The following is a 23,752-nucleotide window of genomic DNA, read 5'->3' as shown; positions in this document are numbered from 1 at the left end:
TATATGGATTATCCTTATACAGAAAAAGCGTTCACCGGAAAGATTAACGGTAATAATTACAAATTATACGGGGAATGCGGTTGGCCGATATTCGGATATATAAAAGGAGCCGAGATTTGCAATTTTGTTTTATCAACTGAATTGCATAATAGTAGGTTGGCGTATGCGCTATTTTGTTATGTGGCTGAAAACAGCAGTATAAAAAACATCACTAATTATGCCTATATGGGTGGCGCAAAAGGGGATAATTGGGTCGTTTCGTTGGGTGGCTTGATATGTCTTATTGCGGATTGCACCGTAGAAAACGTAGTTAATTACAGTGACGTTACGGGAGATGCCGCGATAATCCAAAATGCATATAACAGTACGGTAAGAAACTGCAAAAATTACGGAAATATTTCTGTTGATTTAGAATCTCGGGTTGTTGGGGCTGTCGTAAGCGTGATATGGTCGGATAGATATGAAGTTCCGACTGTCGGGAGTATAGTAGAGGGCTGCGAAAATTACGGAAATATTATAGGAGCAAACTATATAGGTGGGATAGTAGGGCGTGTAGAGCTATTTAATGATGCACTTACTATTGGATATGTTTCTTCGAAGTATTTTACGGATCTTGGGTGCGTAGAATTAGCGCAAAATCCGTCGGTCATAAGAAATTGTAAAAATTTCGGGAACATTTATAGAAATAAAGATTATAGAAAAAAAGTTACAAATTCACCATTATCGAATACAGTAATCTGTTGTTTCGGAGGAATAGCGGGATTGGGTTATCAAATAGAAAACTGCACGAACAGCGGTAATGTTTACGGGTTCGAAGTTATACATCCCGAATATACCGTGGATTATATAGGCGGAGTAGCGGGCGCCGCCTGTACGGTAACAGATTGCACAAGCTCGACAAAATTAGTAGCGTCAAATACGATCGAGCACACGGACGATATTTGCGGTTACTTAATAGAAAAATAAATATGCGCTCATCGAAAGCTTTACGCTAAAAATATGTGATCGGTAAAAAGGCAACGCTGTTCCAGACGGCGTTGCTTTTTGTTAAGGTTCGGTAATCTATTGTAAAAGTTTCTTGTTTGTCTAGAATGGCGTAAAGCAATAAATAATGCAACGAAATTATTCGGGCGAACCGGAATAATAAATCGCTTATGTCAACACACGACACTAAAAGTTTCTTGCCCACTTCTTTTCAAAGAAGTGGGGAAAAGAGTTGACGAATAGGTGATAAAAGAAGTATAATATATTTATGGTAGATTTGGGTATCAACGTAATCATTCTCAGGGTCAAGAGCAATACGCTCGGCGATCTGTACGATATTCCCGTACTCGGCAAAACGCTCGAAGGCTGGGCGGCATCGGCGCTCAACGCACCGTATATCGCGATAGACGCGTCGCCTGTCATCAACCTTGCCGACAAGTTCAGAAACGCGGTCGATCGCACCAAGCCGATAACGGTCGTGCTGTACTGCGACACGCCGCTCATCACGCCAAAGACCGTATCGGTCGCTATCGAGCGGCTCAATACGCAAAAGCTCAACGCCGTCAAGCTCGACCGCGGCTGCGTGTTCAAGACCGAGTACCTCGTTGAACAGCAATCGCTGTACGTGCAGGAAGCGACGGGTAGCGGCGAGTTCGAAGCGGTAACCGACTGCGAATCGCTCTCGAACATAACGGATACCATTCGCCGCAGGATATTGCGTTTCCACGCGGGTGGCGGGGTAATAATCACCGACTTTAACAACACGCATATCGATTGCGACGTTGTGATAGAAAAGGGCGCGGTCATCGAGCCGTACAACTTCCTCAAAGGCAAAACGATCGTTAAGTCGGGCGCGCATATCCTGCCCGGCAACTATATAGAAAACTGCATTATCGGCGGCGGTGCGCGCATAGACAGCTCGCGGCTGTACGACAGTCTTGTCGGCGCGGAAACGCGCGTCGGGCCGTTCGCGTATATCCGTCCCAATACCGTCATCGGCTGCGAGTGCCGTATAGGTGATTTCGTCGAGCTCAAAAACTGCGTTATCGGCGACGGCTGCAAGGTCAGCCACTTGACCTATATCGGCGACGCCGAGCTCGGCAAGAACTGCAACGTCGGCTGCGGCGTGGTGTTCGCCAATTACGACGGCAAGAACAAATACAAATCGGTCGTGGGCAGTAACGTGTTCATAGGCTCCAATGCGAACATAGTTGCGCCCGTCACCATAGCCGACCGCGCGTTCATCGCCGCAGGCTCGACGATTACCAAGCAGGTCCCCGAGCACGCGCTGGCGATTGCCCGCGCACGCCAAACGCTCATACCCGACTGGGCGGGCAATAACTACGCGCCGCAAACGGCGGAGGTCAAGCACAAGACCAATACAGCCGTTCAGTACGACGACGGCATAATCGACGCGGCGCACGGTGCAAACGACAACGGTAACAACGGCGAACAGCCGAAATAATTTTAAATCAAGGAAAAATATCGGAGGCAACCAATGATAGCTCACGGCAACAAAATCAAGCTTTTTTGCGGTAACGCGTGCAGAGGTCTTGCGGAGGCGATAGCGGCACGGCTCAAAATGCACCTGTCCGAAGCCGAGGTAAGCAAGTTCAGCGACGGCGAGATTTCGGTCTCGCTCGGCGAGTCGGTACGCGGCTGCGACGTGTTTGTCATTCAGTCGACGTCCATACCCACCAACGACAACCTCATGGAGCTTCTCGTCATGATCGACGCGTTAAAGCGCGCGTCGGCGGGACGCATCACGGCGGTTATTCCGTATTTCGGTTATGCGCGTCAGGACAGGAAAGCGCGTGCGCGCGATCCCATTACCGCCAAGCTCGTTGCCGATCTTATAACGACTGCGGGCGCGGACAGGATCCTTACAATGGACCTTCACGCGGCGCAGATACAGGGCTTTTTCAATATTCCCGTAGATCACCTTTTGGGCGTGCCCATTCTCGCAAAAGCGATCGCCAACGAGTCGTTCATCAAGGAAGCGGGCGACGACCTTGTAGTAGTTTCACCCGACGTCGGCTCGGTAGGCCGTGCGCGGCAGATGGCGCAAAAGCTCAATAAAACTCTCGCTATCGTCGATAAGCGCAGACCCAAAGCCAACGTTATGGAGGTCATGAACATAATCGGCGACGTCAAGGGCAAACGCTGCCTTATCGTCGACGACATGATAGACACCGCCGGCACCATCACCCAGGGCGCGAAAGCGCTCGTCGATGTGGGCGGCGCGTCCGACGTTTACGCTTGCTGCACGCACCCCGTTCTCAGCGGTCCTGCGATAGACCGTCTCGAAAATTCGGTCATTAAAAAACTGTTCATTCTCGACACGATCGAGCTTCCCGAAGAAAAGAAAATGGACAAGTCGATCACCGTTTCGGTCGCGCCCATTTTCGCCGAGGCGATCGCCGCGATCTTCGCCGACCTGCCCGTGTCCAAGCTTTACGACTAATTAAAAATCAAAGGCGGCTGCGCCGAGCTTATCGGTAAGGCCGCTTTTTAATTGTTAATTAAATTCATCAAATAAAGATCGTAATCGGGCTTGCGCATTGGTTAAATATATGTTATACTATTAACTAGTGTTAATGCGCTCGTATTTTTGCAACTTTGTGAGGGAAAAACAGTGAAGAAAATCATTATATCGTTGAACGGGGAATGGGTGTTGGAGCATCGCGACGACGAGGTTCTGCCTGTCGACGCATTGCTTGAAAAATTATCCGCACACTACGACGGCAAGATTTTTGTAAGCGACAAGAGCTTTTCGTCGCTCGATATAGTTATCGACGAAAGCGATGCGGAAAAATTGCAGCAGAGTATTGTTTCGTTGTTCCGCGCCGACTACGGCGAGGAAAAAGCAGAAAACGTTATATCCATAGCGATCATGGACGCCGAGACTAAACCCGACGAGGCGGATGAGGCGCCTCGAAAGGCAACGGACGCGACTGCCGACGAAAAGGGTTCAAACGACAAGCCCACCGAAAAAAAGAGTGAAGCGGTCGAAACGCCGCCCGAGGGCTCGGACCGAAGATTGCAAAAGGTACTAGGCGAAATCGACGCGCTGGTGGGCGGCGACGAGTATAAAAAGCTAGTCAAGGAGATCGTCAAGATCGCGCCCGAAATAACGCGCAATAAAGCGTACGACGTTTTTTCGTATCGCAGCTACATATTCGCTATCAACGACGGATACGGACTCGACGGATTTCTCGATAAGCTCGCCGACTTGATCACAGCGCTCGGGCTTAAAAAGCTTGCGCAGTTCCGTCCCGTTATCACCGAAAAAGTTCCGGCAACCGCGCAGGGTAACGAAAGTCCGTTCGACGGCGTTAGGGCATTGATAAACAAAAAAGACGACAACTCGCGCGTGCTGTGCATAGATATAAGCGAGTGGCTCAACCGCACCGACAGCCGCGAGTTCAAGGAGTTCTTGCGCGATCTCGAAAAAGAGTCGAACAAGTTCGTGTACGTGTTCCGCACGCCGTTCGTGGATAAAGAAGTGCTCTATAAACTCAAATTCTCGCTCAACGATTTGCTGTACGTGCATACGGTATCATTCCCGCCGCTCGGCAAAGACGAGCTACGCGAGTACGCCAAGAAAGAGCTTGCGCGGTTCGGGTTCACAGTGTCGCCAGCGGCATGGAAGTTTTTCCATCGCCGACTGACCGAGGAGCGGAGCGACGGCAAGTTCTACGGGCTCGACACCGTGAAAAAAGTCGTTATGGAGCTTTTGTATATAAAGCAGCTAGATAACGCATCGCGCCGAAAGACCGTTAATAATATTTCCGTAGCGGATATGCGCGCGCTTTGCGCGACTGCCGACACCGACGAAAAGTCGGGCTTCGAAATGCTCGACGCGCTCGTCGGGAGTGCGGGCATACGCAAGCGTATAGAGGAGATCGTCGCGCATATCGAGCTTTCGCTGTCCACTCAGGGCGTCGAACGCCCGTGCATACATATGCGGTTCGTCGGCAATCCCGGAACGGGCAAAACCACTGTCGCGCGCATAGTCGGTAAGATACTCAAAGAAAAGGGCGTACTTAGCGTCGGCAATTTCTACGAGTATTCGGGCAGAGATTTTTGCGGCAGGTACGTGGGCGAGACCGCGCCCAAGACCTCGGCAATGTGCCGCGACGCGTACGGTTCGGTCATGTTTATCGACGAGGCGTACTCGCTGTACCGCGGCGACGCGGACTCGCGCGACTACGGCAGGGAAGCGCTTGACACGCTCATTGCCGAGATGGAAAACCACAGGAACGATCTCGTCGTTATCATGGCGGGGTATACAGACGACATGACAAAGCTCATGGACGGGAATATCGGGCTTGCGAGCCGTATGCCGTACACGATAGAGTTCCCCAACTTCACGCGCGATCAGCTTTACGATATATTCGTATCCATGCTCAAAAGCGTTAAGTACTCCGCCGATCTTTTGCCTGCGGCGAAGGAATACTTCGACAAGCTGCCGAGCGCGCTCATCGACGCTAAGGACTTTGCCAACGCGCGGTTCGTCAGGAACCTTTTCGAGCGCACGTTCGCAAAAGCGGCTATGCGCTGCCAGCTCCAAAAGCTTAACGGCATAACGCTCACTAAGGACGATTTCGAGCGTTCGTCGCTCGATCGCGAGTTTTCGGAAGTAAACAAGAAAAGATCGCGGATAGGGTTTGAAGTTTAATTAATTCATAATTTAATAACGGAGGTTATAATGGAAGACGAACAAAAATTAAAGCAGGCGAAAGCAGCTTACAATACGCTGTGCGCTGTGCTCGACGAGGAGAACTGGCACTACGAGAAAATAGAGGACGAGCTGACGATCATGTGCAGCGCGCGCGGCGAGGATTTGCCTATGGGGCTTATCGTGCGAATAGACGCCGAGCGTATGCTTGTGGTATTGCTGTCGCCCATGCCGTTCGAGATTCCCGACGATCGAAAGGAAGCCCTGTCCGTCGCCGTTGCGGTGGCGAGCAACACTCTTGCCGACGGCAGCTTCGATTTCGATTACGTAAATGGTCGCATTGCGTTCCGCATGACTTCGAGCTATCGCGACAGCTTGCTCGGCAAAGAGCTGTTCAGGTACATGGTGTTCGTGTCGTGCCAAACGATAGACGAGTACAACGACAAGTTCCTCGAAGTAGCACAGAGCGGTATGTCCAACGAACAAACTTACGAGTTTATCAAACGAGTATCGGAGGGTGAATAATGGAAGAAAAATTTGCAAAAGCGGCGCTGTCCGTTTATAACAAGCTTTGTAACGCGCTCGAAGAAGCCGAGCTTAAATTCGAAAAAGACGTAGAAAATCTCGTCGTGTTCTTTACCATGAACGGCGACGATATTCCCATGAAATTTACTATAAACGTGGACGCCAAGCGCCAGCTCGTTATTATTCTGTCGCACCTTCCGTTCAAGTTCGACGAGAAGTCGAGACTGAACGGTGCAATGGCGACCAACCATATAAACAACAGCCTTGCGGACGGCAGCTTCGATTACGATTACGAAACTGGTGCGGTTGTGTTCAGACAGACCACGAGCTTCCGCGAGAGCCTTATTTCGAGCGACCTGCTCATGTTCATGATCGCGCACGCCGTGACCGTTGTAGACGAGTACAACGACAAGCTGTTAATGGTGGCTAAGGGCGTCGTTTCGCCGGACGTGTTTCTTTAATTAACAATTAAAAATTAATAATTAAAAATTAAGGTGGTTATGCCGTGTCGGTATGACTGCCTTTTTCAATGAAAATTAATTAAATCACCCGATCCCTGAACCCTACGCCTTGTGCCCTGTGCCCTTATTAGCGCATTTCTGTTTGGTCGCTTCGCCGCCGCGGATATGGCGCACGCTCAGGTTATAATCGAGAATTTTCCGTACGCGCTCATAGAGCTCGGGATCGATAAGCGCGAGCGTTTGGGTAACGTCCTTATGCACGGTCGATTTGCCAATATCGAACACAGCCGCACAGTCGCGCACGGTGCATTCCGTTTTTGCAATGTATTTGCCAAGCTCTACGGCTCGCGCGGTTTTTTTGTCGTTCATGCCCGTCTCCGTTTTTTTTCGATAGTTGTATAATGTATGATATAATTCGACGGGAAATGACAGATTAATTAGGAATTAGAAATTAGTAATTAGGAATTATAGATGGCAGAGAAAGTATCAGCGATTTACATCCCACAATTAGTTATTGAATACTTTGAAGAAAAGGAAAATATCAATAGAGAAGTCTTAAAAGCACGAAAAAAGTATATAACTCTTGATTTTGCAAGCAATAGCGAAATGGGATAGTATTGAGAGCCGCTACATTAAGTAGTGGCTTTTCCATTGTCGTTATTCTTGCTTTTCTCTGTAAATTTTGATATAATGATTGTACGATAAACAGTAATTTGCAGAGAAGATTGGAGATATAATTATGAATTTAATAGCAAAATATTTTAATGAATTAACAACAACTGAATTATATGAAATATTAAAAGCCAGATCTGAAATTTTTATTATGGAACAAAATATTCTTTACCAAGATATGGATGATGTTGATTATGAGAGCCTGCATTGTTTTTTTGTAGAAGATAATAAAGTAGTTGCTTATTTAAGGGCATTTTATAATGAGGACAATGTTGTAAAATTAGGAAGGGTACTAACATTGAAACATGGTAATGGCATTGGTAAAGATTTATTAGAGCAAAGTTTAATTGCAATAAAGGAAAAAATGAAATGCAAAAAAATATGTATGGATGCTCAGAAATATGCAGTAGGATTTTATGAAAAATTCGGGTTTAAAGTTACATCAGAGGATTTTTTAGAAGAAGGTGTTGTACATAACACTATGGAATTAAAAATTTAAGATAAAATCAAATTTGCTTGCTTATTATCCGTCCACCGATCCCGAAGCGTATTTGCAATCGCTTGAAGTTGTTGCCGCATTACCGTCCAAAAGGCTATTCCCTGCTCATCATTTATTAAATATTCAACCCGAAATAGCGATTAGGATGAGAGATGCTTTCCGTGAACTGAAAGCACAAGGTAAGCTACATCATGGTGCAGGAACTTTTAATTACGGCGATTGGGCGGTATGGTTATAAGATAAATTTCAATTTAGTGATAAATGGGAGAGTCAATATGCTTGATACGACACCTAACGCAGAAGAAATGACGGCTTTGGTCGGGAAATCTCTATACGATGTATGGAATAATTTGTGCGCTTTAATCGACGATAAATACGATATGGATTGCTTGTGGGATAAAGGCGGCAAAGCGTGGAAATACGAATACAAATATCGTAGGGGCGGTAAAACGCTTTGTGCTTTATATGCAAGCGAAAACTGCATAGGTTTTTTGATTGTGTTGGGTAAAGATGAACGGTTGAAATTTGAAGCCGATAAGGACAGTTACACAAAGGAAGTACAAGCAATATACGATAATACGCATACTTATCACGACGGAAAATGGATAATGTTTAAGCCGACGGATAATTCCCTGTTCAGTGATTTTATCAGGTTATTGAGTATTAAAAGAAAGCCGAACAGAAAGTGAAGATAAATTTCAATTTAGCGTAGGATATTTGTTTTAAGTTTCCATAGGTTGAATTTACAGAAAAAGCCCCGAAAACAGGTCAAAATTCACAAAAAGGTGAGCAGGTTAAGGTGTTGGCGCATTTTGCCGTCGGAGACGGTTGCGCCCACACCAAAAACGACAGAAGCGGGATACCCGCCTTTGTTTTTTTATAAATTTATAGGGATGTAAATTGTACATCGTTAGCAGAATTAATAAAAACACCCCGTAGGGGTCAATCATTCCTAATTCCTAATTCACAATTCCTAATTAAAAAAACTTGCTTTTATCGTAGTTTGGTGATATAATAAATGCTGAAATAATAGGTAAGGAGTTTATCATGCCCAAAGAATATATTATGACCGCCGCAGGCAAACGTGAGCTCGAAGAACGGCTCGAACATATCAAGCTCGTGGAAATGCCCGCAGTCGTCGAGGAAATCGCCAAGGCGCGTGCGCAAGGCGACCTTTCGGAAAACGCCGAGTACGAGATAGCGCGCGAGGAACAGGCTCAGCTTCAAAACGAGATCGACGCCATCAAGGAAAAGCTTTCGTACGCCAAGATCCTCGACGAGAAATCGATCAACGACGACGTGGTGTCTATCGGTTGCGCGGTCGAGGTCATAGAAGCGGATATCGAGGACGGCTTGCAGGAAGCCGAGCGCATGGGTCTTACCCATACCGACGTAGTCGCGGGCTTCTTGACGAATATGTCGGTAAACGATATGCGCGCCAACCGTTATCACAGGACCATCCTCTCCGAGCTTACCGCCGAGGACTACGCTGCCGCCGGCAGCGAGCTTTTGGCTAACAAGCGTTACCGCCGCGAGGAGCTTTTAGACAAGGGCTTTACCGAGGAAGAGCTCGGCAAGGCTAAGCCCAACAACAAGATAGACAAGTCCAAGTGCGCGGGGCTCAAAGTTTATACGATAGTCGGTTCGCACGAGGCGGATGCGCTCAACGGCAGGATCTCCAACGAGAGCCGCGTGGGCGCAGCCCTTCTTAACAAGGAAGAAAAGGACGTCGTTATGGTCGGCGATCTTATCTTTAAGATCGTGGGTATCATGGTCGACAAAAAGGCAGTCAAGAGATAATACGGGAGTAAACGTACGATAATGTCGGAACAAAATAACACACCTGTAACCGAGGAGAGCGAGGAGAGTATCGACGCGCTCAAAGCGGTGCGGCTCGGCAAGCTCGACGAGCTTTGCAAGGCTAACGCCGATCCGTTCAAGATAACAAGCTACGCCGTGTCGGCGCACGCAAGCGATATAACTTCCGCTCCGCAAGAGGGCATGGAGGTGTCTATCGCGGGCAGGCTCATGAGCAAGCGCATTATGGGCAAGGCGAGCTTCGGGCACGTTCTCGACCGTTCGGGACAGATCCAGATCTACGTTAAGCGCGACAACCTCGGCGAAGAAAAATACGACGGGTTCAAAAAGCAAATAGATATAGGCGACATAATAGGCGTAAAAGGCGAGGTGTTCGTAACTCACCGCGGCGAGGTTTCGGTCGCCGTAAAAGAGCTTACGCTTTTGTCCAAGTCGCTCACGCCCCTGCCCGAAAAGTGGCACGGGTTAAAGGATAACGATCAGCGTTACCGCAAGCGTTATCTCGATCTTATAGTCAATAACGAAGTTAAGGACACGTTCGTCAAGCGCAGTAAGATAGTCTCGGCTGTCCGCGCCTATCTCGAAAACGACGGGTTCTTGGCGGTCGAAACGCCCATACTCAATACCGTTGCGGGCGGTGCGGCGGCGCGTCCGTTCGTCACCCACCACAACACGCTCGACCTCGATATGTATATGCGCATTGCGCCCGAGCTCTATCTTAAACGGCTCATCGTCGGCGGCTTGGAACGCGTGTACGAGATCGGTCGGTGCTTCCGCAACGAGGGCATGGACATAAAGCACAATCCCGAGTTTACCATGCTCGAACTTTACCAGGCGTACGGCGATTATCACGACATGATGACGCGCACCGAGGAGATCTACCGCGCGGCGGCTAAGGCTATCGGGCTCGGCGATATCATAACCTATCAGGGCAGGGAAATCAATATCGGCACGCCGTGGCGCAGAGTCACCATGCGCGAGATCGTTAAGGAAGTGACGGGCGTCGACTTCATGGCGCTCGACAAGAAAAAGGCGCAAGCCGCGATCAAGAAGCTTGGGCTCGAACTCGAAGGCGACAAGAACGCCGCCGAATGTATGTACGTGGCGTTCGATAAGCTCGTCGAGAGCACGCTCATTCAGCCGACCTTCGTCACGGGCTATCCCATCGAGATTTCGCCGCTCGCCAAGCGCGACGACAACGGGCTCACTTACAGGTTCGAGTTCTTTATAAACGGCTGGGAAGGCGGTAACGCATACTCCGAGCTTAACGATCCCATCGATCAAGCTAAGCGGTTCGAAACGCAGCGCGCCATGGCTAAGCGCGGCGACGAGGACGCACAAGCCGCGGACGACGATTTCGTAGAAGCGCTTGAATACGGTATGCCCCCGACGGGCGGTCTCGGTATCGGTATCGACCGCATGGTCATGCTTCTTACCGACAGCGCGTCCATTCGCGACGTTATACTGTTCCCGACGATGAAACCGAAAAAGCGTTGAGCGCGTATACATCGCGTGATACGGGCTACGTTTGGCTCGGCGGCTTGGTCATGTAGGTGGGTCTACACTCCCGTCGCCACCTCGCCAACTGTTGCCCGTCTGACGCGCGTCTACGCACTCAACATTGCTTTACACATTACCGATTTAATTGATTTATGTCTTTTGCCGACGAACTGAAAAAAGCGGCGGCGCGCGACGAGCTGCGCTTGCATACGCCGGGGCATAAGGGTAAGCTGAGTCCGCTCGATTTGACCGAGCTGACCGACGACAGCTTTCCCGATTTTGCGCTCGGGTCTGCTCAGTCGTTTGCAGCGAAAACCTATGGCGCTAAGCACTTGCGCTATCTTTGCGGCGGCAGCTCGCAGGGCGTAAAGTCCGCAGTGTACTACGGCGGCGGTAGCGGTATAGTCGATATAAATTCGCACCGCTCGGTGTTCGACGGGTTCAAGCTTTTGAGCAAGCCGTGCATAACGGTGGGCGAGAAGAACGGCGTTTTCCCGATCACGGTAAAGGATATAGACGGCGCGCTGACGCCCGATATCAAGACCGTCGTCGTCACTTCGCCGACATACTACGGCTACTGCGCCGACGTCGTCGGCATACGCGACTACTGCAAAAAGAAAGGGCTTCTCTTTATTTGCGACAGCGCGCACGGCGCGCATTTCGGGTTCGGCGAAAGGCTTCCCAAAAGCGTCGCGCCATATTGCGATATCTGCAATCTGTCCACTCATAAAACGCTGTCGGCGCTCACGCAAACGGCGTTGATGCTTGATAATTTGAGCGATAGCGAAAGCGAGAAGCTGCACGGGGTCGTGGATATTATGGGCTCTACGAGCCCGTCGTACTTGCTGTACGCCTCGATAGACTATGCCGTAAGACGTGCGGCGACCGAGGAGACACGCGCCCACTACGACGCGCTGTGCGCGCCGATAGAGCAGTTAAAGCGCGAGTATCCGTTCTTGAACAACGACGATTACACCCGTCCCGTGCTCGATTGCACGGCGCTCGGCGTGAGTTCCGTCGAGTTAAATAAAAGGCTGTGCGCTCTCGGCGTTTACCCCGAGCGGGTGGACGAGAAGCGCATAGTTTTCATCTTTACGGCAGAAGATACGCCTGGCGAAGTAATTCGGCTCGGCGACGCGCTACATAAGGCGTTGGAGAAATAATGACAAAAGGAAAGTTTATCGTAATAGAGGGCGTTGAGGGCGCGGGCAAGAGCAGACAGTGCTCATTGCTCTGCGACGCGTTGAACGGCTCGGGTATTCCCGCCGTGCATACGCGCGAGCCGGGCGGCGCGGCGCTTGCCGAAAAAGTGCGCGAGCTTTTGCTCGATCCCGACTATTCGCCCGACGCGGTTACCGAGCTGTATTTGTATTCGGCGGCGCGGCGCGACCACCTTAATAAAATAGTTTTTCCCGCCCTCGAAGCGGGCAGGGTCGTGATCTGCGACAGGTTTATTTATTCCACGCTCGCGTATCAAGGCTACGCACGCGGGCTAGATATCGATTATATCCGAGAGGTCAATGCTAAAACCATTTCGCCGCTTAAAGTCGACCTTGCGCTGTTCTTGGATATTCTGCCCGAGGTGGGCTTTGCACGCAAGGGCGGCGCGGACAAGACGGACAGATTGGAGCGCGAAAGCCTCGAATTTTTCAATCGCGTTTACAACGGGTTCAAGGCAATGTGCGATAGCGGCGAGCTTACCGCTATCGACGCAAGCGGCGAAAAAGCGCAGACCGCCCAAAAGATATTGGCGGCGGTAAAGAGTGTCCTATGAGCGAGCTTACGCTTAAACGATACGCCGAATTGTATTCGGGTTTGCCGTCGGTACAAGCCGTAACGCCCAATACGCGGGCGAGCGCGTTCTTGCTTTCGGGCGAAGACGAGGACGGGCTTGCAACGCTCGCGCGCATCGTTGCGGCGCGGATTTTGGGCATTGACGAAAGTCGTGCGTTCGACGATTTTGCGGACATAGTCACTTATCCGCAACCGCCCGAGGTCAAGAAAGCCAAGGGCAAAAAGGCGGACGACGCGCCTAAGTCCAAGAAATACGCCATTTCGGTCGAGGATATTCGCGAGATAATCGACAATCTTTATCTAACGCCGTTCGAGCTCAACAAGCGCGTGTATATAATAGAGAACGCCGAGAGCATGAGCGAGATTTGTCAAAACAAGCTATTGAAATCGCTCGAAGAACCGCCGTCGCGCGTTTGCTTTATTCTCTGCGCGTGCGGAAGGCTGCTGCCGACTGTCGCGTCGCGCTGCAACAAGATAGAGCTTGCGCCGTTCTCGATAGAAAAGGTTGCGGAAGCGTTATCGCCCTATCATAAGGACAAGCTTGCAGTATCGCTCGCGGCGCGCGCAAGCCGCGGCAATCTCGGGCTCGCCGAGAGCATACTCGCCGACAAGACGTTTGCCGAAACGTACAAAACGGCTAAACAGCTTTTGATTTTTTCGAGCGGCAGCCGCAACTTCGCGCACGCCGCCGCCACTTACGAAAAGTATACGCGCGACAGGCTGGATAAGCTTCTCGGCATAATAGAATATCTGTTGTGCGATATAGCAAGGCTATTGTCGGGCTGCGATACCGTTTTCGACAGACAGGATATAGAAGACGTTAAGGCGGGGTTCACGCCGTACAGCGCGGCTAAGTGCGCCGAGCACGTTCGTGCGGCGCGAAAAGCAAACGCGCAAAACGGTATGCCGTCCGCCGTTATGGATATAATGATACTTAAAATCATGGAGGAGAAGGCGTTATGCCAAAGGTCATAGGCGTTAAGTTCAGAACGTCGCCGCGAATGTATTACTTTGCGCCGATCGAGGGCGAGAAAATCGAAAAGGGTGCGCAGGTCATTGTCGAAACCCAGCGCGGCGTGGAGATCGCGACCGTAATACTGCCCGAAACGGAAGTAGGGGAAGATAAGATTGTTGCGCCGTTAAAGCCCATTTTGAGAAAGGCGGGCGACGACGAAATAGCGGGCGTTGCCATCGACCCCGAAAAGCGTCAGGAGATCATCGCTACCGCCAAGCAAAAGGTGGAAGCGCGCAACCTCGAAATGAAGATCGTCGACTGCGAGTACACGGTCGACCGTAGTAAGCTCGTATTATATTTCACCGCCGAGCAACGCGTCGACTTCCGCGAGCTCGTTCGCGATCTTGCTTCGGCGTTCCGTATGCGTATCGATCTAAGGCAGATCGGCGCGCGCGAGGAGTGCAAGCTTATAGGCTCGCTCGGCTCGTGCGGCTTGCCGTGCTGCTGCGGACGGTTCGAGTCGGACAGTGAACACGTTTCTATCAAGATGGCTAAAAACCAAGGTCTTGCGCTCACGCCCAATAAGATAAACGGTATGTGCGGACGGCTCTTATGCTGCCTTTCGTACGAAAACCGCACCTACGAGGACGTGTTAAAGCGCGCCCCTAAGCACGGCACGTTCGTCACTTGTCCGGACGGTCGGCGCGGCTCGGTCGTATCCGTCACTCCGCTTACCGAAAAGGTACGAGTGCGCATAGGCGACGACGAGAACTTCGAGTTCTGCGAGTTCCTGCTCGACGAGCTTAAATTCGAACCGCGCACCGAGCAAAAGCAGGACGGCGGCAAAAACAATAATAATAACAATAACAACAATAACCGCAACGGCAAGAATAAGAATAGGGGCAATAACGACCGCAATAACAATCAGAACAAGCAGGGCGAAAACAGAAACGCCGAACGCCGAAACGATAACGGGCAAGACCCCGCGCGCCAAAACAATAATAATAATAACAATAATAATCAAGGCGGCGGCAAGAATAAAAACCGCAACAAGCATTTCAAGAACAAGCATAAGGGACCGAATAACGGCGGCAATAATTTAAGCGGCAATAACGGCGGCAACCAGGGCGGCGCGCCGAGCGAACAATAACGTGAAAATTGTTCGCTGTCGCTAACCGCAAAAAACGAAACTACCTTATTGACATTTGTACCGAAAGATGATATAATACTTCAAAATATTTTGGAGGTAACAACAATGGCACACAAGATTTCCGACGAATGCGTAGCTTGCGGCGCTTGCGCGGCGGCTTGCCCCGTAAACGCTATCAGCGAGGGTGAAGGCAAGTACGTTGTAGACGCCGACGCCTGCATCGATTGCGGCGCTTGCGAAGGGGAGTGCCCCACCGGCGCTATCACCGAGTAATTACATACTAAATCAATAACGATTAAAAAGGCTCTTTCGGTTGAAAGAGCTTTTTTAGTTGATTTGTATATTTTGATAGAATATTAAGGTACACGTTTCTTTATACTATCTTTGTGAAAGAAGGACAAAAGACGAAATCATTCGGTAGCAGCGCAATGGCGCTTGCAGCGATAGGAATAGTTGCTAAGCTTATAGGCGCGCTGTACCGCGTGCCGCTTACGAATATTGTCGGCGCGGAGGGCATGGGGTTATACCAAATGGTCTTTCCGCTGTATACCGTGCTTCTCGCGTTCTGCGGCGGTGGCATGACGAGCGCGGTGTCGCGCGTTGTTGCAAAGTACACGGTAAAAGGCGATAACGACGCGGCGCGGCGCACGCTCAAAGCGGCGATCATTCCGCTTATAATAATTTCGGTCGCAGCGGCTGGCGGCGTGGCGCTTCTCCGCAACGTTATATCGAATATACAGGGCAACGCCGACGCAGGCGTAGCCTACCTTGCGCTATGCCCGTCGCTTTTGTTCTCGGGCGGGATAAGCGTTCTGCGCGGCTATTTTCAGGGCAAGTCGCAAATGCTGCCGAGCGGGGTAAGCCAGCTTATAGAGCAGGTGGTAAAGCTCGCGCTCGGCATTACGCTCAGCCGTATGCTTTTGCCGTACGGCGTTAAGTACGCAGTAGCGGGCGCGCTCGTAGGCGTTACCGCAAGCGAGCTTATCGCGCTCGGCTATCTAGTCGTGCGTTACGCCGTAACGCGTAAAAAAAGAGTGCGGTACATAGCTTCCGCTCGGCTCGCGCTTGCCGAAAGCGCGGAGGAGTTCGGCACGCCCGTTTCGGTCAGCGACCGCGCGCTCGTAAAAGAACTGTTCTCGTTTGCACTGTCGGTGACGCTCGGCTCGCTCGTTTTGCCCATAACGCAAATGATAGACTCAGCGCTCGTCATCAATCTATTGGTGTACGGCGGAGCGACGCGCTCGGCGGCGACCTCGCTTTTCGGACTTCTTGTAGGCCCCGTCGGCACGCTTATCAATATGCCGACAGTCGTCGCGTTGTCTGTGTCGGTCGCGTTCCTGCCCGCGCTTACCGCGGCGGTCGAGCGCGGCGAGAAAAGCCCTGCCGTCACGCGCAATGCGGCTAAGTGGATAATGCTGTTTGTTCTGCCCGTGACGGTCGCGTTCCTGTTCTTTCCCGATAGGGTGGTGAACTCGCTCTACCGTCGCGGACTGTCTGCGGAGCAGTTGGAACTCGCCGCGCAACTGTTGAGAGTCCAAGCGCTTTCCGTTTTTTATATAGGAATATTGCAGTTGTCTACGTCGATACTGCAAGGCTATAACAAGGCGCACAAGCCCGTTATAAACCTCGTGATCGGCTCGTGCGTAAAGGTAGGGCTGACGCCGCTGCTTGTGCGCGCGTTCGGTATAATCGGCTCTGCGGCGGCTACGGCGGCGTGCTACGCGGTCGCCGCAACGCTAACCTCGCTTGCGGCGTACAAGTGCGCGCCAATAGGCGTGAGCGTAAAGGACGCGCTGATAAAGCCGCTTATATTCACGGGCGTGGGAGTAGGCGCGTTCATATTGTCGTTATTCGTACTGAATAAAACGCCGCTTAGCTATTTTTGGCAAACGGTGATTTCCGCCGCGGTGTTCCTCGCCGTGTATGCGCTTGGCGTGGTGCTGAGCGGCGCACTCGATATAAAGGGTATTAAAATTCATTTTCAATCAAAAAAAATATCGAAAAAGAGGACCAAAACGGTTGACAAAGGCGGCGGCAAATAATATAATAATAAAAAAATCGAGGAGAAAGCTATGCGCTGTATCGTAATTGCTTGCTATAACGGTATAATGTGCATGTGCGGCGAGACATCGTTGCACAGGTAGTTTTTTCTTGACCTTAGCGGTTGAAGCCTGTGTGCAAATAGCATACGGGCTTTTTTATTAGGTATCTATATATCCGATTTAAACTCGTATGCGTAACGGCTACGAGTTTTTTGTTTTGAATTTTTAAGGAGATAAAATGTCATCAATCATCAGCGTACGGAATTTGTGTAAAAGCTTTAAGAGCAAGGACGGCGAAGTGTCGGCGCTCACCGAAGTAAGCCTTGCCGTGGAAAAGGGCGTTGCGCTCGGCGTTATAGGTTTTTCGGGCGCGGGAAAGTCGACGCTCGTACGGTGCCTCAACGGGCTTGAAAAACCGAGCAGTGGAACGGTCACCGTGTGCGGACGTATCGTGAACGATTTGAAAGGCAAGCAATTGTTATCGCTTCGCCGCAAGGTCGGTATGATATTTCAAAGCTTTAATCTTTTCGAGCAAAAGACGGCGATAGCTAACGTTATGTTCCCGCTTTCGGCGGCTGGCGTAAAAAGGGCGCAAGCGCGCGAACGCGCCGAGAGCTTGCTGACCGAGGTGGGGCTTGCCGATAAATTCAACGCTTATCCGTCGCAGCTTTCGGGCGGACAAAAACAACGAGTGGCGATTGCGCGTGCGCTTGCGCTCAATCCCGAAGTATTGCTGTGCGACGAAGCCACGAGTGCGCTCGATCCTGAAACAGCGGTCCAAACGGTAAATCTTCTGAAAAGAATAAACGCAAAGTACGGGCTTACGCTAGTCGTAATTTCTCACCAAATCGAAGTAATCAAGAGTATAAGCGACAGTGTAGTCGTCCTCAATGGCGGACAGGTAGTCGAAAGCGGCAAGACCGACGAGGTGTTCGGCAAGCCGCAGTCGGCGGCGACAAAACGAATTCTTGTATTGGAGGGCGGTATAAATGAGTAGCGAGCTTTGGAGAGAAATAGGCATAGGCTGTTGGCAAACGCTGTATTCGTCCGTGATATCGACGGTGCTGGCGACGGTAATCGGGCTGGTTATCGGCGTTTTGCTTGCGCTTACCGATAAACGCGGGCTACTGCAAAATGTTGTTATTAACAAGATTTTAGGCGTTATAGTCAACGTGCTACGTAGCGTTCCGTTCCTTATACTGTTCGTGGTGGTTATGCCGTTCACGCGAGTCGTGGTCGGTACTACGATAGGCACTGCCGCCACGATAGTGCCGCTCACGCTCGCCGCCGCACCGTTCGTCGCTCGGCTCACCGAGACGGCGATTAAGGAAGTAGACGGGGGAATAATCGAGGCTTCGCTCGCGTGCGGCGCGTCGGTGCGGCAAACTATTTGGAGAGCGATACTGCCCGAGGCGATGCCGTCAATTCTCGCTAACCTTGCCATAACGTTCGTAACCGTGGTCGGTTACTCGGCAATGACGGGTTTTTGCGGCGGTGGCGGCTTGGGCGCCATAGCGGTAAATTACGGCTATTACCGCAATAACCGTACCGTGATGTACGTTGCCGTGGTGTTTATCGTGGTGATAGTTCAGGTGTTTCAAGAGCTTGGTTTGTGGCTTGCCAAGCGGCGCGACAGGCGTAAAAAATAAGTCGCTATTAGTTAAGTCAAAAACTTTTTTACAAGGAGATCATTATGAAAAAACTACTCAAACTGCTCGTTACGGCCGCGCTCGGCGCGTCGGTCTTGTTCTCGTCGGTGGGGCTTGCCGCTTGCGGCGAAAACGACGATAAAACCATTCGTATCGGTGCTTCGCCCACGCCTCACGCCGAGATCTTGAAGGACGTAGTAAAGGATATTCTGAAAGAAAAGGGCTACACGCTCGAAGTCGTCGAGTACCCCGATTACGTTCTGCCGAACACCGCCGTCGAGAACGGCGAGCTCGACGCCAACTATTTCCAACACAATATGTATCTTAACTGGTTTAACGCCGAATACGGCACACACCTCGTTGCGGCGGCGCAGGTGCATTACGAGCCGTTCGGCGTGTACCGCGGAAGCTACAACGGCGAAAGCTTGTCCGACCTTCCGAACGGGGCCAAAATTCTCGTTCCCAACGACGGAACGAACGAGGCGCGTGCACTCTTTCTTTTGCAAAAGGAAGGACTTATCACGCTTAAAGCGGGTATCACTCCGTCCGAGGCGACTAAGCTCGATATAGCCGAAAACCCGAAGAACTTCGATATAGTCGAGGTGGAGGCTGCACAAACGGCGCTTTCTCGCAACGACGCGGCGATAGCGGTTATCAACGGCAACTACGCCATTCAGAACGGATTAAAGATAACCGAAGCCATTGCTACCGAGGACGGATCGGACGAGAACGTGCACGATTACGTCAACGTTATAGCAGTAAAAGCGGGGAATGAGAATACCGATAAAATAAAGGCGCTCACCGACGCCGTATTGAGCGACGCGGTAAAGCAGTACGTTCAAGAGCACTATTCCGGCGCGGTCGTAACGCTGTAAAATATACAAACAACAAAAACCGCTGTCAGTGTGACGGCGGTTTTTTGCGAATGAAAAATCAATAAAAATTATTGGTGATAAGCGTTGATTTTTTACGGGATGTCAACCCAGGCAGAATACTTTATATGCGCGTTTTTTGGCTTTTTTCCGCCTTCTTGCGCTCGACGTAGCGCTTGGGCTACGACTTCGCGCAACAAGTCGACAAATATCTCGAAAAAACGCTGCATATAAAGCGAGCATTTTGGGGTAGCAAATTGGGTGTTAGACAAGGCAAAGCCCGAAGCATAAGCCTAGGGTCGGCTATGCAAGGGCTTTAACGCAGTATAACGCACAATTTGCCCCTAAAAATGTGTTCTGCTCGGGTTGACATCCCGTACCATTTAGGTTATAATGTATAAGTAATAGTCTAATCGAAAAAGGAAGAAAACCAATGATTGACATTAATCTTATACGCAACGATACCGAAGGCGTTAAAGCGGCGCTATTAAAGCGCGGATACAAAGCCGACTTTAAGCCCATTCTCGATCTTGACGCGCGCCGCCGCGAGATAATAGGGCGGACGGAAACGCTTAAAGCCGAAAAGAATAAGGTCAGCGCGGAGATCCCCAAGCTTAAAAAAGCGGGCGAGCCCGTCGAGCCTATTTTTGCGCGTATGCGCGAGCTCGGCGACGAGATTTCCAAGAACGACGAGGAGCTTAAATCGGTAGAGGACAGCCTTCGCCACGAGCTTTTGTGCTTGCCGAACATTCCCGATCCCGACGTAGTTGCGGGCGAGAAAGAGAGCAACGAGGTTATCAAGGTTTTCGGCGAACAGCCCAAGTTCGATTTCCCGATCAAGAACCACGTGGAGCTTTGCGAAAGCTTGCACCTTATCGACTATGAGCGCGGCGTAAAGATCGCCGGCAACGGGTCGTGGCTTTACACGGGCACGGGCGCGCTTCTCGAATGGGCGCTTCTCAATTACTTTATCAAAACGCATACAGCTGACGGCTACACGTTTATTCTTCCGCCGCATATGCTCAATTACGAATGCGGTTTGGGCGCGGGGCAGTTCCCCAAGTTCGAGGACGACGTTTACCGCGTGGAAACCGCCGAAGGGGGCGCGGCGCGTAGGTTCATGCTTCCCACCGCGGAGACCGCGCTCGTCAATCTTTACCGCGGCGAAATTCTTCAAGAAAAAGACTTGCCTAAAAAGCTTTTCGCGTACACGCCGTGCTACCGCAAGGAAGCTGGCTCGTACCGCGCCGAGGAACGCGGCATGATCCGCGGACACCAGTTCGACAAGGTCGAGATGGTTCAGGTCACTACGCCCGAAAATAGTAAGGCGGCGTTCGAGGAGCTTGTCAATAAGGCTTGCGCGCTCGTAGAAGGGCTCGGGCTGCATTACAGGCTCAGCAAGCTCGCGGCGGGCGATTGCTCGGCGAGCATGGCGCGCACGTACGATATAGAAGTCTGGATCCCGTCCATGGGTATCTATAAAGAGGTCAGCTCGGTTTCCAACGCCAACGATTACCAGGCGCGCCGCAACATGACGCGCTACCGCGGCGCGGACGGCAAGATCGGTTACGTGCATACTCTCAACGGTTCGGGGCTTGCCACCTCGCGCATTATGCCTGCTATCGTCGAGCAGTATCAAAACGCCGACGGCTCGGTAAGAGTGCCTAGGGTCTTGCAGGAATTTTTGGGAATCGAAGTAATCAAATAATCAGTATTTTTACAAAAGGTTTTATTATGAGTTTTTTCAACAGACGAAGGGGTGAAGGCGGTACGTCGCCCGTACCCAACGAACAGCTCAATTTAACGAACTACGACGAGCGCACGGTGTTCCCGACGGACGGGTTTAGCGTGCAGCCGTCCGCGCCGCAGCCTATGCAGCAGCCGATCCCGTCGGCAACGACTACGGCGGTATTCGACGGCGCAGGCGTCTCGTCCGTGCCACCGATCGGCACCGAGCGCCCTATGGTGTTTGCGTCCAGAGAGCATAAAGACGTGTACATTTACGAGTATTCCGACCGTTTGGAATACTATGTAAAGATGAATACCTCTATGTATAAATTTAATACCGTTTACAAAAACTCGCAAGGATAAATCATGGACATAGAAAGAATACGCGGATTTATAATGATGATGCGCCCCGCCGACAAGGCTGTGCTTGTGGGCGGCGAGGGCGTTGTTCCGTCGCTCAGCCGTCCTAAGGTAGACAGCTGTGATTTCGGCGATTTCTTGCAGCCGTACGCTCTGAGTGAAATAGGCGAGCTCGCTATCGGTTGCACGTTCTCGCCCAAAATCGCGCGTGCGGTTGCCGAGTATAACATTGCGCAGGCGACGGAAGCGCGTTACGCGTTTGCGGGCGTTGTGCACGCGGGGCTTATCCGCGATCCCATGTCGCCGTCGGCTGCCGAGTTCTTCTCCGAGGACGCATACCTTACCTCAGAGCTTTTGAGTAGCTTCGACGACGAGTACGGTATCGGCTTTATCTATACCGACTGTTTGGGGCAGGGCAGGTTCGTGAACCGTACCGTGGATACCCGCGCACTGCGCGAGCTTTATCTCATGCCGCTTAGGTTTGCGGGAAGTAAGGCTTCGGGCGTTCAGCTCGACGGCGGATATCTCAATGGCGAAAAGGTTTGCGAGTCGAAAACGCTCTGCGAGATATATACAGATTATATTAAAAAGGAAGCAACGCTTTTCACGCAGTACGGCGACGCCGCGAACGGTAGCTCGTTCGACGCTATCGGCAGCGGCTGCGCGTACCTTCTCGGCGCCGACCAAGCCGTAAGGCGCGCCTTGGCGTACGACATAGCAAACGGCGTTCTCGACGAGCGCACTACCACTCGCGTAATCGAGCGCACGCTTGCCGCAGTGGTCAATTCGCACGAGTTCTACAATACGGACAAGCCGCGCGAGCAGTTGTCGGGCGAAAAACCCAATCTTGCGATCGAAAGCACGGTGCTGTTAAAGAACGACGGAACGCTCCCGTACTCGGGCAAGAATATAACCGTGTTCGGCGCTCATGACGCGACGGCGGACAGCGCGAAGTTCTCTATTATTCCCATTAAGGACGCGCCCAAAAAGCTGGGTGCGCTCAACGTGTTCATAATAACCGACTACGAGGAGAACGGTATCGACCATGCCGATATAACGGTTATTGCGGGCGCGGCAGCGGCGTCGAAAACGGTCGTAATAATCAAAGGCAGCTGCGCGACTCCGCTCGACGGCGTGGACTGCGCAAACGCAGTTATGTTCTGTCCGTACGACGTGCGCGTTACCGATATAGTCGAAATGCTCACCACAACCGCGCCGAGCGGGCGCTTGCCGTTCACGTGGTGCAAGAGCAAAACCGATTATCCCGTCAATAACAAGAAATACACAGCGCGCGGCGATTTCCGCTACGAGAGCACGTATAACGGCTACGCGCTGTTTAATAACTTCGACTCGAACGTTTCGTACCCGTTCGGGCACGGGCTCGACTATACAAGCTACGAGATCTCACGCCATACCTTCAACGCCAAGAGCGAGGGCGCTAAAATAACCGTTGAGTTCGTTGTAAAGAACGCGGGCGAGCTTGCGGGCGTTGCGGTGTGCCAGGCGTACATAACGCTTATCGGCGCGCCCGTGTACGGAATTTCCCGCAGGCTTGCCGCGTTCAAGCGTATCCCGCTCGAACGGAAGGAGAGCGAGGACGTTACGCTCGAAATCGATCTTAATAAGTTCGCGGTGTTCGACGAGAGTGCCGACGAGTTCTTTGCGCTCGGCGGCAAGTACCGTATCGATATAGGCTTTTCGAGCAAGGATATTCGGTTGTCGTGCGAGGTCAAGGTCGGCTTGGGTTCGCGCAGTAACGCGGGGCTCAACAAAAAGACCGCGCCCGCGTACTATAACGTAGACGGCAAGTTCGATCCGACCGCGCCCGAGATAGAAAAGCTTTTGAAAGTTCCGTTCATCAAAAAGCCCGACGAGCGTCCGGAGCTGGCGCCGCCGACGGAAGCAAGCGTTAAAAAGAAGCTTAAAAAGTTCGAAAAGAAAATCCCTGCGCACCTTCTGCCGCTGTTCAGGTATAAGGTCAAAACCACGCCTGAACGTAATAGCTAAACAGAGTGCAGTCAAAATAAAAAACAAATCCGACGAGAAATTTACTCGTCGGATT

General features: G+C 51.3%; 24 protein-coding genes and 1 pseudogene. 24 read left to right on the top strand and 1 reads right to left on the bottom strand.

From position 1 onward, the window contains the following. The 6 genes from HDT28_09775 to HDT28_09750 all read left to right on the top strand — a co-directional run. On the top strand, positions 1–966 hold a 966-nt coding region (locus HDT28_09775), incomplete at its 5' end, for a hypothetical protein (protein ID MBD5132852.1). 286 nt (positions 967–1,252) lie between these two features. Continuing rightward, a complete protein-coding gene (locus tag HDT28_09770; GenBank protein MBD5132851.1) occupies positions 1,253–2,449 on the top strand; it encodes a hypothetical protein in 1,197 nt (398 codons plus the stop codon). Between the two features lie 33 nt (positions 2,450–2,482). Then, positions 2,483–3,448: a ribose-phosphate pyrophosphokinase gene (locus HDT28_09765; protein ID MBD5132850.1), complete on the top strand. Its 966-nt coding sequence runs from the start codon at positions 2,483–2,485 to the stop codon at positions 3,446–3,448. A gap of 171 nt (positions 3,449–3,619) precedes the next feature. Beyond that, the gene (locus tag HDT28_09760; protein ID MBD5132849.1) at positions 3,620–5,665 is read left to right on the top strand and encodes an AAA family ATPase; all 2,046 of its coding nucleotides are present in this window, start codon (positions 3,620–3,622) and stop codon (positions 5,663–5,665) included. Positions 5,666–5,695: 30 nt separating this feature from the next. Next, positions 5,696–6,190: a YbjN domain-containing protein gene (locus tag HDT28_09755; protein MBD5132848.1), complete on the top strand. Its 495-nt coding sequence runs from the start codon at positions 5,696–5,698 to the stop codon at positions 6,188–6,190. Then, on the top strand, positions 6,190–6,651 hold the full coding sequence (locus HDT28_09750; protein MBD5132847.1) for a YbjN domain-containing protein: 462 nt from the start codon (positions 6,190–6,192) through the stop codon (positions 6,649–6,651). Before HDT28_09755 ends, HDT28_09750 begins: the two co-directional genes overlap by 1 nt. Before the next feature lie 102 nt (positions 6,652–6,753). Here HDT28_09750 and HDT28_09745 read toward each other — a convergent pair whose 3' ends face one another. Beyond that, on the bottom strand, positions 6,754–7,020 hold the full coding sequence (locus tag HDT28_09745; GenBank protein ID MBD5132846.1) for a stage III sporulation protein D: 267 nt from the start codon (positions 7,018–7,020) through the stop codon (positions 6,754–6,756). A 102-nt stretch (positions 7,021–7,122) separates the two neighbouring features. Here HDT28_09745 and HDT28_09740 point away from each other — a divergent pair, with 102 nt between their 5' ends. The 18 genes and pseudogenes from HDT28_09740 to HDT28_09655 all read left to right on the top strand — a co-directional run bounded on the left by HDT28_09740 (position 7,123) and on the right by HDT28_09655 (position 23,697). Then, complete coding sequence (locus HDT28_09740; protein ID MBD5132845.1) at positions 7,123–7,266, top strand: hypothetical protein; 144 nt, start codon at positions 7,123–7,125, stop codon at positions 7,264–7,266. 124 nt (positions 7,267–7,390) lie between these two features. Continuing rightward, complete coding sequence (locus HDT28_09735; protein ID MBD5132844.1) at positions 7,391–7,822, top strand: GNAT family N-acetyltransferase; 432 nt, start codon at positions 7,391–7,393, stop codon at positions 7,820–7,822. 13 nt (positions 7,823–7,835) lie between these two features. Beyond that, a pseudogene (locus HDT28_09730) lies at positions 7,836–8,060 on the top strand (MBL fold metallo-hydrolase). Positions 8,061–8,097: 37 nt separating this feature from the next. Further along, the gene (locus HDT28_09725; GenBank protein MBD5132843.1) at positions 8,098–8,511 is read left to right on the top strand and encodes a DUF3788 domain-containing protein; all 414 of its coding nucleotides are present in this window, start codon (positions 8,098–8,100) and stop codon (positions 8,509–8,511) included. A 358-nt stretch (positions 8,512–8,869) separates the two neighbouring features. Beyond that, positions 8,870–9,622, top strand: coding sequence for a hypothetical protein (locus HDT28_09720; GenBank protein MBD5132842.1), 753 nt, complete (start codon positions 8,870–8,872; stop codon positions 9,620–9,622). Positions 9,623–9,643: 21 nt separating this feature from the next. Next, a complete protein-coding gene (gene lysS, locus HDT28_09715) occupies positions 9,644–11,137 on the top strand; it encodes a lysine--tRNA ligase (protein MBD5132841.1) in 1,494 nt (497 codons plus the stop codon). 155 nt (positions 11,138–11,292) lie between these two features. Next, entirely contained in the window at positions 11,293–12,303 is a 1,011-nt protein-coding gene (locus HDT28_09710) for a hypothetical protein (protein ID MBD5132840.1), read from the top strand. Continuing rightward, positions 12,303–12,914 carry a dTMP kinase gene (gene tmk, locus HDT28_09705; GenBank protein MBD5132839.1) on the top strand — a complete coding sequence of 204 codons (612 nt, stop codon included), beginning with the start codon at positions 12,303–12,305 and terminating at the stop codon, positions 12,912–12,914. Before HDT28_09710 ends, tmk begins: the two co-directional genes overlap by 1 nt. Continuing rightward, the gene (locus HDT28_09700) at positions 12,911–13,909 is read left to right on the top strand and encodes a hypothetical protein (protein ID MBD5132838.1); all 999 of its coding nucleotides are present in this window, start codon (positions 12,911–12,913) and stop codon (positions 13,907–13,909) included. Before tmk ends, HDT28_09700 begins: the two co-directional genes overlap by 4 nt. Further along, the gene (locus HDT28_09695) at positions 13,894–15,039 is read left to right on the top strand and encodes a hypothetical protein (GenBank protein MBD5132837.1); all 1,146 of its coding nucleotides are present in this window, start codon (positions 13,894–13,896) and stop codon (positions 15,037–15,039) included. The genes HDT28_09700 and HDT28_09695 overlap by 16 nt, the downstream gene beginning before the upstream one ends. Before the next feature lie 105 nt (positions 15,040–15,144). Further along, a complete protein-coding gene (locus tag HDT28_09690) occupies positions 15,145–15,312 on the top strand; it encodes a 4Fe-4S binding protein (GenBank protein MBD5132836.1) in 168 nt (55 codons plus the stop codon). A 113-nt stretch (positions 15,313–15,425) separates the two neighbouring features. Next, entirely contained in the window at positions 15,426–17,081 is a 1,656-nt protein-coding gene (locus tag HDT28_09685) for an oligosaccharide flippase family protein (protein ID MBD5132835.1), read from the top strand. Between the two features lie 247 nt (positions 17,082–17,328). Then, positions 17,329–18,078: an ATP-binding cassette domain-containing protein gene (locus HDT28_09680; GenBank protein ID MBD5132834.1), complete on the top strand. Its 750-nt coding sequence runs from the start codon at positions 17,329–17,331 to the stop codon at positions 18,076–18,078. Next, positions 18,071–18,730, top strand: coding sequence for an ABC transporter permease (locus HDT28_09675; GenBank protein ID MBD5132833.1), 660 nt, complete (start codon positions 18,071–18,073; stop codon positions 18,728–18,730). The genes HDT28_09680 and HDT28_09675 overlap by 8 nt, the downstream gene beginning before the upstream one ends. Before the next feature lie 44 nt (positions 18,731–18,774). Beyond that, positions 18,775–19,605: a MetQ/NlpA family ABC transporter substrate-binding protein gene (locus HDT28_09670; GenBank protein MBD5132832.1), complete on the top strand. Its 831-nt coding sequence runs from the start codon at positions 18,775–18,777 to the stop codon at positions 19,603–19,605. A gap of 430 nt (positions 19,606–20,035) precedes the next feature. After that, positions 20,036–21,310 carry a serine--tRNA ligase gene (gene serS, locus HDT28_09665; protein MBD5132831.1) on the top strand — a complete coding sequence of 425 codons (1,275 nt, stop codon included), beginning with the start codon at positions 20,036–20,038 and terminating at the stop codon, positions 21,308–21,310. A 26-nt stretch (positions 21,311–21,336) separates the two neighbouring features. Beyond that, entirely contained in the window at positions 21,337–21,693 is a 357-nt protein-coding gene (locus HDT28_09660) for a hypothetical protein (GenBank protein ID MBD5132830.1), read from the top strand. A gap of 3 nt (positions 21,694–21,696) precedes the next feature. Then, the gene (locus tag HDT28_09655; GenBank protein MBD5132829.1) at positions 21,697–23,697 is read left to right on the top strand and encodes a hypothetical protein; all 2,001 of its coding nucleotides are present in this window, start codon (positions 21,697–21,699) and stop codon (positions 23,695–23,697) included. Positions 23,698–23,752: the final 55 nt, after the last annotated feature.

This window comes from Clostridiales bacterium (genome assembly GCA_014799665.1).
Taxonomy (GTDB): domain Bacteria; phylum Bacillota; class Clostridia; order Christensenellales; family Pumilibacteraceae; genus Anaerocaecibacter.
Note: the sequence above shows the minus strand (reverse complement) of the source record. Positions and strands in the feature narration are given on the sequence as shown.

Coding starts and splice junctions, on each gene's coding strand:
- HDT28_09735 (MBD5132844.1), top strand. CDS start 7,391: ATGAATTTAATAGCAAAATATTTTAATGAATTAACAACAACTGAATTA.
- HDT28_09700 (MBD5132838.1), top strand. CDS start 12,911: ATGAGCGAGCTTACGCTTAAACGATACGCCGAATTGTATTCGGGTTTG.
- serS (MBD5132831.1), top strand. CDS start 20,036: ATGATTGACATTAATCTTATACGCAACGATACCGAAGGCGTTAAAGCG.
- HDT28_09770 (MBD5132851.1), top strand. CDS start 1,253: ATGGTAGATTTGGGTATCAACGTAATCATTCTCAGGGTCAAGAGCAAT.
- HDT28_09670 (MBD5132832.1), top strand. CDS start 18,775: ATGAAAAAACTACTCAAACTGCTCGTTACGGCCGCGCTCGGCGCGTCG.
- HDT28_09725 (MBD5132843.1), top strand. CDS start 8,098: ATGCTTGATACGACACCTAACGCAGAAGAAATGACGGCTTTGGTCGGG.
- HDT28_09750 (MBD5132847.1), top strand. CDS start 6,190: ATGGAAGAAAAATTTGCAAAAGCGGCGCTGTCCGTTTATAACAAGCTT.
- HDT28_09755 (MBD5132848.1), top strand. CDS start 5,696: ATGGAAGACGAACAAAAATTAAAGCAGGCGAAAGCAGCTTACAATACG.
- HDT28_09710 (MBD5132840.1), top strand. CDS start 11,293: ATGTCTTTTGCCGACGAACTGAAAAAAGCGGCGGCGCGCGACGAGCTG.
- HDT28_09745 (MBD5132846.1), bottom strand. CDS start 7,020: ATGAACGACAAAAAAACCGCGCGAGCCGTAGAGCTTGGCAAATACATT.
- HDT28_09660 (MBD5132830.1), top strand. CDS start 21,337: ATGAGTTTTTTCAACAGACGAAGGGGTGAAGGCGGTACGTCGCCCGTA.
- HDT28_09740 (MBD5132845.1), top strand. CDS start 7,123: ATGGCAGAGAAAGTATCAGCGATTTACATCCCACAATTAGTTATTGAA.
- HDT28_09765 (MBD5132850.1), top strand. CDS start 2,483: ATGATAGCTCACGGCAACAAAATCAAGCTTTTTTGCGGTAACGCGTGC.
- tmk (MBD5132839.1), top strand. CDS start 12,303: ATGACAAAAGGAAAGTTTATCGTAATAGAGGGCGTTGAGGGCGCGGGC.
- HDT28_09695 (MBD5132837.1), top strand. CDS start 13,894: ATGCCAAAGGTCATAGGCGTTAAGTTCAGAACGTCGCCGCGAATGTAT.
- HDT28_09675 (MBD5132833.1), top strand. CDS start 18,071: ATGAGTAGCGAGCTTTGGAGAGAAATAGGCATAGGCTGTTGGCAAACG.
- HDT28_09720 (MBD5132842.1), top strand. CDS start 8,870: ATGCCCAAAGAATATATTATGACCGCCGCAGGCAAACGTGAGCTCGAA.
- lysS (MBD5132841.1), top strand. CDS start 9,644: ATGTCGGAACAAAATAACACACCTGTAACCGAGGAGAGCGAGGAGAGT.
- HDT28_09655 (MBD5132829.1), top strand. CDS start 21,697: ATGGACATAGAAAGAATACGCGGATTTATAATGATGATGCGCCCCGCC.
- HDT28_09690 (MBD5132836.1), top strand. CDS start 15,145: ATGGCACACAAGATTTCCGACGAATGCGTAGCTTGCGGCGCTTGCGCG.